This is a genomic window from Shewanella xiamenensis (genome assembly GCF_024971755.1).
GTDB lineage: Bacteria > Pseudomonadota > Gammaproteobacteria > Enterobacterales > Shewanellaceae > Shewanella > Shewanella xiamenensis.
The window spans coordinates 3,122,317-3,134,870 of record NZ_CP079718.1; the positions used below are offsets into that span (position 1 = coordinate 3,122,317).

Below are 12,554 nucleotides of genomic sequence, written 5' to 3' on the forward strand. Positions count from 1 at the left end.
AGATCATGGCAAGCGAACTTAATCCATTGGGCCTACTCGGTATCGAATTTACCGAATTCGCCAGCCCCGACAGCGATTTTATGCACAAAGTGTTTATTGATTTTGGTTTTTCACTGCTGAAAAAAGCCAAGAATAAAGATATTTTGTACTATAAACAAAATGATATTAACTTCCTGCTCAATAAGGAGCGCGAAGGGTTTTCGGCAGAATTTGCCAAATCCCACGGTCCTGCTATTTGCTCTATGGGCTGGCGTGTGGAAGATGCCAGCTTTGCTCACCGCGTAGCGGTGGAACGCGGCGCCAAAGCGGCCGATGATTCGGCTAAAGATCTGCCCTATCCGGCGATTTATGGTATTGGCGATAGCTTAATTTATTTTATCGACACCTTTGGTGCCGACAACAATATCTATGCCACTGACTTTGAAGACTTAAGTGAGCAAGTCATCACCCAAGAGAAAGGCTTTATCGAAGTCGATCACTTAACCAATAACGTCTATAAAGGCACCATGGAGCATTGGGCGAACTTCTACAAAAACATCTTTGGTTTTACTGAAGTACGTTACTTCGACATCAGCGGCGTACAAACTGCGCTGGTGTCCTACGCCCTGCGTTCACCCGATGGCAGTTTCTGTATTCCGATTAACGAAGGTAAAGGCAACGATAAGAACCAAATCGATGAATACCTGAAGGAATACAATGGTCCAGGTGTACAACACTTAGCCTTTAGAAGCCGCGATATCGTTAAATCTCTGGATGCAATGGAAGGTAGCTCGATTCAATGCTTGGATATTATTCCCGAATATTACGACACCATTTTCGATAAAGTCCCGCAAGTGACCGAAAACCGTGAACGTATCAAGCATCACCAAATTCTGGTGGACGGCGACGAATCAGGCTATTTATTGCAGATCTTCACTAAGAACCTGTTCGGCCCAATCTTTATCGAAATCATTCAACGTAAGAACAACTTAGGTTTTGGTGAAGGTAACTTTACTGCCCTGTTCCAATCGATTGAGCGCGATCAAATGCGCCGCGGCGTACTGTAACAACAGTGAGCGAGATAGATTGAATGATGCCGCTCGCTTTACTGCGAGCGGCATTTTTATCGCTAAGCTTTTTAACCGCAAACATGGGTTAGGTTTATGCCGTCTGCTGCTCGAGTTGAGAATCCTCATGTAACTCGGCAAATAAATAGACCAAACATAAACTGTTTAACGGCATGACGGGGTTAGTCCAAATCATTCGGCTGTGGCGCCCAGCTTCGCCGAAAATCTCGAGCAATAAATCCGAAGCGCCATCGAGTGCTTTAGGATGTTCAAAGCAAGATTGATGAACATTTAGCACCCCTTCTAAGCGGTAAATTTGTTTTATTCGCGACAGCTCACCACAAGCCTGTTTCAATTGCGCGATGGCATTTAGGGTAGCAAGACGACAGGCCGCGTAACCTTCACCAACAGTATGATCTGCGCCCAATTGTCCTTGATACTTAAGCTTTCCCTGTAAATAGGGAAACTGACCCGAAGTCATTAATTGGCTACCAACAATTGAATAAGGTTCGTAATTTCCAAGCGCCGCTGCAACTTCAGGTAATTCAAGCCCAGCAGCCACTAACCGCGATTCGGGAGTGTTCATCATAATGTCATCTCCGAAGAAGAGGCATTTGTAGGATTAAGCAGCGGAGCTAACCACGTCGTAAAATGCGAAGGATTGGCTTCTAGCCAGTTCGCAGCGGCCTCATCTTCCGTCATTCCTTGTCGATTAACCGCATAATCGAGTTCTGCAACAATTTGATTCGATAACACTATGTTATCAAGTACTTGAATTTGTGCAGGCGAGAAATTAATCGCTAACTCGCGTTCACGGGCGAGCAAAACTGCTTTATCTTTTCCCCCGAGTAACCCTTTTGAGTCCTGAAGATCACGAATACCATATTGATGGTGTAAAAATTGCGGATGCCACAATGGCACAATGACCCAGTCCCGTACTGACACTGCCGATTCAAATGCCGCCACACAATCGGCCTGAGTACCCGTTCTAAACTGATAACCTGCCGCAGCTAATCCATATTGCGCCATGATATCTTTAGAAAAACGGGTGATACCTGCACCATCACCAATGCCTTGAATAATCGGCCGCATCCGTTGTTTTACCTCAGGTTTAAGCAAGTCTTCGATGCGTGAAACCGCATCTTCAGGCACATAATCTGGTACACCCCAAAGTGCGTAAGGCTCATAATGTAGCCCTAATTCACGCGTTGGGGCTTGAGTCTCAACCTCCTGCCGATACACGCCATGACTGTGAGGTAACCAAGCCGAGCAAAGCAAATCTATCTGCCCAAGCTTGAGCCGATTAAAATTGGCCTCATGCAGGGCATAACTTAGCTCAACTTGTTTGCCCATCCGTCGCATTACTTGGGCAACAACTGCTGCCGTTACCCGATGAAAGCTTAAATCCGTTACACCTAAACGAATTGGCATTGTGTGATGATGGGCATGTTGGTCATTACATAATTGTTTTTGTTGAAGATCATCGATTAAGTTCATTGCTATCGCTCCAAGGGAAAACAAGCTAGATGAGGCAACACGCCCACGGTTATCAATTGTGCTATCGTGCGAGATCGACTTGCGACATTTAGGCTGATCCCTCAGGCAAAATTGCCAGTCTTTCCATCGCGACACCCACGATGGCGTTATCTCTTGCATAGGGAAAAATCATTTCCACCGTAATGCCATTGGGATCTTCAATAAATAATTGATGCTCTCCAATCTCTGGGACAATTCGCTCCCTAAATGGGCATTGTTGTCGGCATAGATGCTGCTGCATTTGGGCCAAATTCGTCCCCCGAAAAGAAAGGTGATCAACCCGACCCGAACCAAACAGTGCACTGCTCTCGCCCAAATAAGCATCTAACGCTCGACTGCCAACTTCCACTAAATGCAAAATAGGTTTCTCTTGCGCATAAAGCCAATGACCAGGAAAACCAAACCGTGGCCGCCAACCTTGCGTTAACCCAAGGATGACTTGATAAAACTGAACCGTTTCAGCCAATATCGGGGTACGGATCGTAAAGTGGTCTAATCCAACAATATTCATGTGATTTACTCCTGGTTTTAACAGTTAGTTACCCGGAACGCCGGCAGCTAATGGCTTAAAGCGGAAGATATAATAAGGTGGACGATTTTCTGATTTGCCATTGTTTAATGCAGCTGACAGCGGCAGTTGGGCAGCGCCAGTATACAGGTAGCCCTCTTTGCCAAAGCTCACACCATCAGGCCACACCATGCGCTCGTCATGCACATAGGTTTGATATTCGCGACCCGTGGCAGGGATAATGCCGATAGCGCGCTCACCCACATCGGTTAGATAAAGATTATCTGCTGAATCAATGCTTAACCCGCCGTTATTTGGCTTATCCGCGTATTCTTCAACCTTGGCGGACAGCGCCTTCGGGCTGAGATCCGGGTTAAGTAGATCTGCCATCGCGACACGATAGACTTTGTCCTTATTCATCGGCGCAAAATAAAGCCAATGTTGGGCACTGTCTAAGGCAATACCATCGGCGCCAACAAACACGTCAATACGCTTTGGATTGGCACTGGTACTATCAATAATCAGTGGTCGCTTCAGATCAGGCATCACGCTAGTATCCCCCTGTAATACACGCCGACTCTTACCCGTGGTTAAATCCACGACAACTAAGGCAGCCTTATCACCAACAGGACCCGTTGCAATACCTTCATCAGCAATCACAATTGCTTGATGACGGTTTGAAATAACAAAGTCATTGTGCTGCGATTCAGGAATAGACACAGGGAATGGCAACGGAATAATCCGGTCTAATTGATTTTTACGGGTATCCCATGCCACCAACTTAGGCTCAATTCGGGGTTCAGCTTGGCCAGAATCGAGCAACCATACTCGGTCCCGATCGTCGGTTCGCAAACCTAAAACCCAATTTAAACAAGTATTAGGATCTTTCGGTTTTCCTTGAGGATCATGACATTGTTGCCAATCTGAATTAGGAAATGGGTTTACTTTGCCATCTGCCAACAATTCACCCACCTTGACTTTAGGTTGATAAAAAGGGTGATAACTAAAGATAAGCCTATCGGTTGAGGTAAAACTAATGCCGCCAACAGCACCATCAAGCGTGGCATAAACCTCAGGTTGCGCCTGTGGTATTGCCGCTTGCTGAGCCATCAGGCTAGGTGAGATAAATGCTTGGCCTGTTAACATGACGAGCGAAGCGATGAGGGGGTGATAAGAATTAAATTTCATAAGCTTGCTCCTATTTTGAACCCGCTAATACAGTCAAGTTTGCTTCAGCTAGGCGATGTTGCCATAGATAAAAACCCACTAAGGCGGGACTAGCATTCGCGTCAATCGGTAACTTCGCAACATCCAAGGCATGCACTGTCCATACATATCGGTGTTCACGTCCCTTAGGTGGGCAAGGGCCAAAAAATCCTGGCTTACCTAAATCCGTATTGGCCTCAATCGCCTCAGCGGGTAATGTTCCTCCATTTACCCCACCTTCCAATTGATTGATTTGTGATGGAATGTTGTAAACCACTCGATGCCAGAAACCACTACCAGTGGGGGCATCTTTATCATAAAAAGTGACCGCAAAACTTTGAGTACCTTTTGGGACGTGTTCCCAGGTTAACTTTGGAGCCAGATTGGCACCCGAACAACCAAATTGATTCCAATAATAATCGGCCGGAATAGAGGCATTAGGTGTTAAATTACTCTGCAAGCTAAACGTTGTAGCGCTATCTAATGAAGTCGTTTTAATGGGTTTATCTTGCGCACTCATGCTTGCCGGACTTAATAACATAGCACTGGTTATAAGAGACAATTGAAACAAATAAGCAGTAGAAAATCCTTGTATCATCGTATTCACTCACTATAGAAATAAAATTATGAACAAGCATAACCTGAGTTCTTAGTTTGATAAGTCACGCTTTATTGATATTAGTTTCAAAAATTATTAGATAATCTCTTAAGGTATTTTTTAATTGAATAAGTTATGCTGCATATTAATCACTAAATCACATCAACATAATTTACCGTATCTCGCGGCCATAAAACTGCAATGCCACTTAATATGACCTTTATGCTTAGGCTGCTTTCTATTCAGCTACTTTCTATTCAGCTGCTTTCTATTCAAAAATTGAGGAAAAATCCATGTATCAGCCTTGGTTTCCACTTAAGACTCCGCTAAAGCCCTATCCATTAGTACATTGCCAACTAGATAATCTTTCATTAACACTTAGTTGGCAGCAAGAGTCTGTGACCATGACAATCCATTTCGATACCATTGCGGGATTACAGGTAGTTGATGAATCAAGCTATCAGAGTTTTTTGAGTCATGTTGGTAATCGTAATATTACCTTTCCGTTAGATGAAGACCTAAACATCAGCGCAAAAAGCAGTGAATATTTTAGGTTGCCATGGCCGATATGGAAGTCGGTAAAAAATACCCGGCTTGATTGTTATGGTGAGCTAGGCAAACACATTTACACTCAGTTATACAGTTATTATATTGTTAGCCAAGAATGCGTATATTTAATTGATACCGAATGCGAACCTGAAGTTACACAATTGCTCATTTAAACATAATTGATTATTTAAAAAGTACTGTTTTAAAAGTCTTATATCAATATCAGCCTAATTGGGTTCACGGTTAATCACATGTAAAAACGCGAGCATAGCCTGCTCATCTTTAAACGATACGATTACATTACCTTTCCGTTAGATGAAGACCTAAACATCAGCGCAAAAAGCAGTGAATATTTTAGGTTGCCATGGCCGATATGGAAGTCGGTAAAAAATACCCGGCTTGATTGTTATGGTGAGCTAGGCAAACACATTTACACTCAGTTATACAGTTATTATATTGTTAGCCAAGAATGCGTATATTTAATTGATACCGAATGCGAACCTGAAGTTACACAATTGCTCATTTAAACATAATTGATTATTTAAAAAGTACTGTTTTAAAAGTCTTATATCAATATCAGCCTAATTGGGTTCACGGTTAATCACATGTAAAAACGCGAGCATAGCCTGCTCATCTTTAAACGATACGATTACAAGAGACTTGTTTACAGGAAATCCTATTTAAACAAACCATAACCGTTCTTTTTGTAAATTGGACTACTAGCTCTTGGCAATCATCCTGATGGTTCACTCCCCCTCATTCGAAACAGAGAGTTAGCGGTAAGTAATCCCATTCAGCCATAGAAAAAGAAACATCATCCTGTCTACGTTGGCTAACTTAAGCATTTTCATTACACTAGCGTTCCAGTTAATTTCATATAGACCGCTTAGACCATGCCAGACTTTGCCTTACTCGCTGTTTTTATTCCGACATTCTTTTTTGTTTCTATCACCCCGGGTATGTGTATGACACTCGCCATGACACTCGGGATGAGCATTGGTGTACGCCGCACCCTGTGGATGATGCTCGGCGAGCTTGTGGGAGTTGCCTTGGTAGCTACAGCGGCAGTCATGGGCGTAGCTAGCATCATGCTTAATTATCCTGAGGTTTTTCAGGTGTTTAAATGGGTTGGCGGCATTTACTTAGGCTATATCGGTGTGCAGATGTGGCGTGCTCGAGGCAAGATGGCGATGCTCAGCGATGATGACACTAATCCAAGAGCCAGTAACTTTACCTTAATTTCACAGGGCTTTATTACCGCCATTGCCAACCCTAAGGGTTGGGCGTTTATGGTGTCACTCCTACCGCCCTTTATTAATGCAGAACTGGAAGTCGCGCCGCAACTCCTTGCTCTACTGAGTATTATTATGGTGACAGAGTTTACTTCTATGTTGGCCTACGCGAGTGGTGGCAAAAGTTTGCGGATCTTTTTAAGTCGCGGCGATAACATTCGTTGGCTAAATCGTATCGCCGGCAGCCTAATGATTGGTGTTGGGATCTGGTTAGCGATGAGCTAATCAAACATGCCGTCTTGAGTCATATGTGCTTAGCACATCACTTTTTGTATAGCATCATTCGCATCGCGCCAACGGATTTGTTGACACTACGCTTTAGGTTTATGGTGGCTATTGGCCCTTCTTATAGGGCAATACCTCACGCATCTGCTGTATATACACTTCCATTTGCGCAGCTTCCTCCTCGGTAAAATGCGCAATCGCCCGCTTAAATTCAGGATGGGCAATATTATGGTAGGAATAGAGCGCCACAGGCTCGAACCCGCGCAGTACTTTATGTTCGCCCTGCGCGCCTGCATCAAATAGATCAATGCCATGGGCGATGCAATATTCGATGCCCTGATAATAACAGGCCTCAAAGTGCAATCCCTCAAGCTCGACAATACTGCCCCAGTAACGGCCAAACAGGCACGTCTGCCCTTGCTCGTTGCGGCCCGTAAAATACAGCGCGCCCGCAATCATCTGCCCTTTTGCATCACTTACCACCAACAGCACAATCTGTTCGGCCAAACGCTCGGCGATCATGTAAAAAAATGTCGGGGTTAAGTAGCCGCGATGGCCGGATCGTTTAAGGTAGGTTAGTTGATAACATTCAATAAAATGCTGCCATTGCTGACTGCTAATCTCCGCTCCCGCAACAAACTCATATTGCAAACCATAGGGCTGTAATTGGGCGCGCTCCTTAAGGATATTTTTGCGCTTACGGGAGGTGAGCGCCGCTAAAAAGGCTGCAAAATCTTTATAGCCACGGTTATGCCAATGAAACTGAGTGCTTAGACGCCGAAGGGCGGTGTGATTCGATGCCTCAGTAAATAGTGCTTGCTGCGAAGACGAGACAAATAAACTATGCCAAGAGGACATAGGCGTATCCGCATTCGCTAATTGCCCATTTAAACAAGACAATACGGCAAGACTTAGCTGCTGCGCCTCCTCTGCCAAAAGCGTAGGCGAGAGCCCCATCCGCCGCCCCTGCACTGGGGTAAACGGTATGGCATTTAATAATTTAGGATAATATTCAAGACCATGACGCTCATAGGCCTGCGCCCACGCCCAATCAAACACATATTCGCCATAGGAGTGGGATTTTTGATAAAGCGGCATCAATGCCAGCAGCGGTAAAGCCATAAAATCTGCGGCATCTTTTGGACTAATGATTACGGTATCAGGCGCTAATTCTTGTGCAAATTCACTGCCGGTGGCGTCGAAAACATACAGATGATGTGGACGCCACCCCGTGGCGGCGCAGGCCGACAAACTCTCCTCTAAGCTCAGTAAATAGGCATGTCGGACAAAGGGATTATCCCTCCCCATCAAGCTATCCCAATTATCGGCGGCGATACTCTGCGCCGCGCTGGCAAAAGCGAAAATGAGTTGTCTCATGAGTTGAATTCTTATCCGTTAAACACACTAAGCCAAGATCCAAGGTTGCAATTAAGCCTAATTCTCGGCACATTGCATAGTCATAATGAAAATAAATTCAGGATTGTATATGCGCCGCGCAGTACCTTTTAGACCTCTTATTCTCGCCATCGCCATGGCACTGCCTTTATTGTCTTCGCCCACTCTCCATGCTGAAGAGCCTTCGATTTTCAGCCAAATGGCCACGGCACAACCCGTATGGGCAAAACATGGCATGGTCGCCAGCCAAGAAACCTTGGCCAGTCGCACAGGGGTTGAAATCTTGAAACAAGGCGGTAATGCCGTCGATGCTGCGGTGGCGGTGGCATTCAGTTTAGCGGTTACCTTACCCCGTGCTGGCAATATTGGCGGCGGTGGCTTTATGCTCGTTCATCTGGCCAAAGAAAATAAAACTATCGCTATCGATTATCGGGAAAAGGCGCCTTCAAAGGCGAAAAAAGACATTTTCCTCGATGAGAATGGCGATGCGGTGACTAAATTAAGCCGTGAACATGGCCTTGCTGTCGGTGTACCTGGCACCGTAATGGGCATGAGTTTAGCCCTTGAAAAATATGGCACGATGACCATGGCACAGGTCACAGCGCCCGCCATCAAAATGGCACAGGAAGGGATTAGCGTTAGCCCAGATTTGGCGGTATCCCTTGCAGGCTTAAAGCGCCGCATGAGTCAATGGCCAAGCACAGCAGCCATCTTCTATAAGGCCGACGGTAGCGACTTCCAAGTGGATGATATTTTAAAGCAGCCAGAACTCGCCCACTCCCTGCAACTCATCGCCGAGAAAGGCACCAAAGGGTTCTACGAAGGTGAAACCGCAGAAAAGCTGGTTAAGGCCGTGCAAGAAGCTGGCGGTATCATGACCTTAGAAGATCTAAAACACTACAAAGCTGTTGAGCGTGAACCCGTTCGTGGTCAATACCGAGGATATGAGGTGGTTTCGATGCCTCCGCCATCTTCAGGTGGTGTGCATATTATTGAAATGCTTAATGTGTTGCAGCAATTCCCTATCGATAAATTCGGTCACAATACGGCGCAAACTATCCATGTGATGGCTGAAATCATGAAGCATGCCTACGCCGATCGCAGCGAATACTTAGGCGATCCCGATTTTTATAAAGTGCCCGTCAAGCAACTAACGGATAAGGACTACGCCCAAAAAATTGCCAGCCAAATTGCCCTGAACAAAACAACGCCAAGCGAAGAAATCAAACCCGGTAACCTAGCGCCCTATGAGAGTGACCAAACCACGCACTTCTCGGTGGTCGATAAATGGGGCAATGCGGTGTCCAACACTTACACCTTAAACTTCAGCTACGGCTCGGGCTTAGTCGCCAAAGGCACGGGGATTTTACTCAATAACGAAATGGATGATTTTTCCGCAAAACCAGGTACCCCTAACGGTTATGGCTTAGTGGGTGGCGATGCCAACGCGGTGGAAGGTAATAAACGTCCATTAAGTTCAATGAGCCCCACCATAGTGATGAAAGACGGCAAACCCTTCTTAGTAACGGGCAGCCCAGGCGGTTCACGCATCATTACCACCACGCTGCAAATCATTATGAACGTAATTGACCACGGCTTAAACATTGCCGAAGCCAGCAATGCTGCGCGGGTACATCACCAATGGCTCCCCGATGAACTGCGGGTCGAGACCAGCCTGAACCGCGATACCATTTCATTACTCGAAGCCAAAGGCCATAAGGTGAGAGTGCAATCAGCCATGGGTAGCACTCAATCCATAATGGTGACAGACCAAGGGATATTTGGCGCTACCGATCCCCGTCATTCAGGTAGCGAAGCCGTCGGTTACTAATCACTGATTGGCATACAAGTGATATGTAATAAAGGCATGGGAGCAATGAATTGGAGATAAGGCCAAGCGCCCGGTTTGATTAAAAACATTTAAACCAAGTCGCGGATATTGATTATCTCTGCAAGGATCGGGCAAACCAACAAAGCAAAGTGGTTATTTTCAGCGAATGTTGAACCTTACGACCACCTAGTGATGTGAATGCCGTGTCGTAATAGACACGGCATTTACAGCTCTAACTTACAGGAATGATTATTTAAAAGTTATAGCTTAGGTTTAACTCAATATTCCGTGGTTCACCGAAGAAACCTTGGTTGTAAAAATCAATGCTGGAGTAATATTTTTTATCAAATAAGTTATTGATATTTAGTTGAACTTTAGCATCGTCTGTCAGTTGATAGCTTGTCATCAGATTGACTAGATAATAGCTATCTTGCTCGGAACGCTCGCCATTGGGACCTGCGTCATCTTTGTAAATTTTACTCTGCCAGCTTAAGTTACCGCCGACAGTCAGATCCGCGAGTGCACCATCAAAGTGATAAAGCGAGGATAAACGAATCAGATCCTTCGGTAGATGAGTGCTAAAGGCTGCCCCGTCTTGATCTTCCGATGTACTATGGGTATAGCTGAAAAACAGATCCCAATCTTCTACTGGTCTACCGTTCAACTCAACTTCATAACCTTGGTTACTGGTTCCGTCCACTCCACGCATTGGATAGCTACCATCTGGTAGAGGTGTGGGATAATTTGGGTCACGTTCTGCCACATTTTCCTTTTGCACTTTAAATACGGCAATACTGGCGGTCAGTTTCTCATCAAAGAAATCCCCTTTCGCACCCAGTTCTATATTATTTCCGGTCATGGGATCTAAGCGCTTATTGTTCGCGTCTTTTGCATCCTGTGGCTGGAAAATTTCGGTATAACTGGTGTAAATCGAGATGCTATCGTTCAGGTTGTATATAAGGCCCGCGTAGGGCGTAAAAACATCGCTATTGTTGTAGTCAGCCGCCGCGTTTGATTCAAACTTATATTGGCTAATGCGGCCACCCAGCAACAACATCCATTGATCATGTAAATTAATTTGGGTCGCGAGATAGGCCCCTTTTTGAATTTCCTCACCTTCTTGATAGATTGGCGTCGACGGATAATTAGGTTCGGCAACTGAGCCATCCCATTCGAAGAAGTTACCAATACTTATGCTATTCAATGGGTAATAGGAATCTGCGGTTGTGTCTTGCTTAGAATACAATAAACCAGCAGTCAATTTATGCTCGCGACCAAAGAGCTCAAATGGCCCTGAAGCAAATAGTCGCGCTGCATCTTGTTTACGGGTCGATTGATAGATCATCGCCGATGCCCCCATTCCTAACCCTGTTGTTTTATCCGGTGCGCCATAGAGATACAGCAAGTGTCCGTCCATCTCATCTTCACGATGTTCGACGTCAAATTTAAGGTCCCAATTATTATCAAAATCATGTTCAAGCGTGGCAAAGACATTCGCGCCATTACGTTGCCAACTCGACCAAGAGGCTGCGGTTGTGGTCGAGCGAGATAGATCATTGGCCAAACTGCCATCCGCATAAAATAGAGGAAGACCACCCCAAGTTGAGCCTTTTGGATCACGGTCACTGTAATCAGCACCTAGGGTAAATAAGGTACTGTCACTGAGTTTTGCCGTGATCACGCCATAAACTTGGAGGTTTTCATCTTTGGCAAGGTCAATATAACTATCTGATTTTTCATAGGCAGCAGCAAAACGAGCCTGCACAGCACCACTATCCGTCACATCAACAGAGGCATCGCCTTCAACGCGGTAGCTATCCCATGAACCGACTTTTGCGCTGACATAGCCGCCAGGTGTCGCTTTAGGACGTTTGCGGATAAGGTTAATTGCCGCCGATGGTTCACCCGCTCCAGTTAAGAGTCCCGTTGCTCCGCGGACCACTTCGACGCGGTCAAATAATATAGTGTCAGTTGAGGCGTCATTAAAGAAACTCGAATAGTTAACGGGCACACCATCAAACTGGAAATTAGTAATCGGATTACCGCGAGAGCTAAAGAAATAGCGGTTGGTTTCAGCTTTTTGAGCATAAATGCCAGGGGTTAAAAACATTAAGTCCGCAACACTATTAAGTGAGAAACTTTGAATAAACTCTTGATCGATAATGGTAACGGATTGCGGAGTTTCCCGCAGAGTTAAAGGTAACCCTGTTGCCGTTGCGGCCTTATCTAAACGACTTCCCTTGATACTAATGACCTCAATATTAGTCGCGGACTTGTCTTCACTTGCGTAGGTGCTTGGTAGGAATAAAAAACTCGCAATGAGTGTAGCTAACAGCGTTTTTTGCATCATGATTCCCCATCATTGTTG

Annotated in this window: 11 protein-coding genes; 4 read left to right on the forward strand and 7 right to left on the reverse strand. The window is 45.3% G+C overall.

What is annotated here, in order from left to right; translation table 11 throughout:
* Positions 1–5: 5 nt before the first annotated feature.
* Positions 6–1,046, forward strand: coding sequence for a 4-hydroxyphenylpyruvate dioxygenase (gene hppD / locus KXJ80_RS14970; protein WP_037425350.1), 1,041 nt, complete (start codon positions 6–8; stop codon positions 1,044–1,046).
* 94 nt (positions 1,047–1,140) lie between these two features.
* Here hppD and KXJ80_RS14975 read toward each other — a convergent pair whose 3' ends face one another.
* The 5 genes from KXJ80_RS14975 to KXJ80_RS14995 form a co-directional block, all read right to left on the reverse strand.
* A complete protein-coding gene (locus KXJ80_RS14975) occupies positions 1,141–1,635 on the reverse strand; it encodes an Atu1372/SO_1960 family protein (protein ID WP_218738413.1) in 495 nt (164 codons plus the stop codon).
* The gene (locus tag KXJ80_RS14980) at positions 1,632–2,543 is read right to left on the reverse strand and encodes a glycine betaine ABC transporter substrate-binding protein (protein WP_218738412.1); all 912 of its coding nucleotides are present in this window, start codon (positions 2,541–2,543) and stop codon (positions 1,632–1,634) included. Before KXJ80_RS14980 ends, KXJ80_RS14975 begins: the two co-directional genes overlap by 4 nt.
* Positions 2,544–2,631: 88 nt before the next feature.
* Entirely contained in the window at positions 2,632–3,093 is a 462-nt protein-coding gene (locus KXJ80_RS14985) for a VOC family protein (protein ID WP_037417625.1), read from the reverse strand.
* Between the two features lie 24 nt (positions 3,094–3,117).
* Positions 3,118–4,278: an L-dopachrome tautomerase-related protein gene (locus KXJ80_RS14990; protein WP_218738411.1), complete on the reverse strand. Its 1,161-nt coding sequence runs from the start codon at positions 4,276–4,278 to the stop codon at positions 3,118–3,120.
* A 10-nt stretch (positions 4,279–4,288) separates the two neighbouring features.
* Positions 4,289–4,816 (reverse strand): YbhB/YbcL family Raf kinase inhibitor-like protein, encoded by a 528-nt coding sequence (locus tag KXJ80_RS14995; RefSeq protein ID WP_256931091.1) that lies wholly within the window; start codon positions 4,814–4,816, stop codon positions 4,289–4,291.
* Positions 4,817–5,187: 371 nt separating this feature from the next.
* Here KXJ80_RS14995 and KXJ80_RS15000 point away from each other — a divergent pair, with 371 nt between their 5' ends.
* Positions 5,188–5,616, forward strand: a complete 429-nt coding sequence (locus KXJ80_RS15000) for a hypothetical protein (RefSeq protein ID WP_218738409.1) — start codon at positions 5,188–5,190, stop codon at positions 5,614–5,616.
* Between the two features lie 720 nt (positions 5,617–6,336).
* Positions 6,337–6,960 (forward strand): LysE family translocator, encoded by a 624-nt coding sequence (locus tag KXJ80_RS15005; RefSeq protein WP_218738408.1) that lies wholly within the window; start codon positions 6,337–6,339, stop codon positions 6,958–6,960.
* A gap of 108 nt (positions 6,961–7,068) precedes the next feature.
* On the opposite strand, the gene KXJ80_RS15010 is transcribed toward KXJ80_RS15005, so the two are convergent.
* Entirely contained in the window at positions 7,069–8,337 is a 1,269-nt protein-coding gene (locus tag KXJ80_RS15010; protein WP_218738407.1) for a GNAT family N-acetyltransferase, read from the reverse strand.
* Between the two features lie 109 nt (positions 8,338–8,446).
* On the opposite strand from KXJ80_RS15010, the gene ggt reads away from it, so the two are divergent.
* A complete protein-coding gene (gene ggt, locus KXJ80_RS15015) occupies positions 8,447–10,186 on the forward strand; it encodes a gamma-glutamyltransferase (RefSeq protein WP_218738406.1) in 1,740 nt (579 codons plus the stop codon).
* A gap of 253 nt (positions 10,187–10,439) precedes the next feature.
* Here the strand turns inward: ggt and KXJ80_RS15020 are convergent, their stop codons facing one another.
* Positions 10,440–12,533 (reverse strand): TonB-dependent siderophore receptor, encoded by a 2,094-nt coding sequence (locus tag KXJ80_RS15020; RefSeq protein ID WP_218738629.1) that lies wholly within the window; start codon positions 12,531–12,533, stop codon positions 10,440–10,442.
* Positions 12,534–12,554: the final 21 nt, after the last annotated feature.

Coding starts and splice junctions, on each gene's coding strand:
- hppD (WP_037425350.1), top strand. CDS start 6: ATGGCAAGCGAACTTAATCCATTGGGCCTACTCGGTATCGAATTTACC.
- KXJ80_RS14975 (WP_218738413.1), bottom strand. CDS start 1,635: ATGATGAACACTCCCGAATCGCGGTTAGTGGCTGCTGGGCTTGAATTA.
- KXJ80_RS14980 (WP_218738412.1), bottom strand. CDS start 2,543: ATGAACTTAATCGATGATCTTCAACAAAAACAATTATGTAATGACCAA.
- KXJ80_RS14985 (WP_037417625.1), bottom strand. CDS start 3,093: ATGAATATTGTTGGATTAGACCACTTTACGATCCGTACCCCGATATTG.
- KXJ80_RS14990 (WP_218738411.1), bottom strand. CDS start 4,278: ATGAAATTTAATTCTTATCACCCCCTCATCGCTTCGCTCGTCATGTTA.
- KXJ80_RS14995 (WP_256931091.1), bottom strand. CDS start 4,816: ATGAGTGCGCAAGATAAACCCATTAAAACGACTTCATTAGATAGCGCT.
- KXJ80_RS15000 (WP_218738409.1), top strand. CDS start 5,188: ATGTATCAGCCTTGGTTTCCACTTAAGACTCCGCTAAAGCCCTATCCA.
- KXJ80_RS15005 (WP_218738408.1), top strand. CDS start 6,337: ATGCCAGACTTTGCCTTACTCGCTGTTTTTATTCCGACATTCTTTTTT.
- KXJ80_RS15010 (WP_218738407.1), bottom strand. CDS start 8,337: ATGAGACAACTCATTTTCGCTTTTGCCAGCGCGGCGCAGAGTATCGCC.
- ggt (WP_218738406.1), top strand. CDS start 8,447: ATGCGCCGCGCAGTACCTTTTAGACCTCTTATTCTCGCCATCGCCATG.
- KXJ80_RS15020 (WP_218738629.1), bottom strand. CDS start 12,533: ATGCAAAAAACGCTGTTAGCTACACTCATTGCGAGTTTTTTATTCCTA.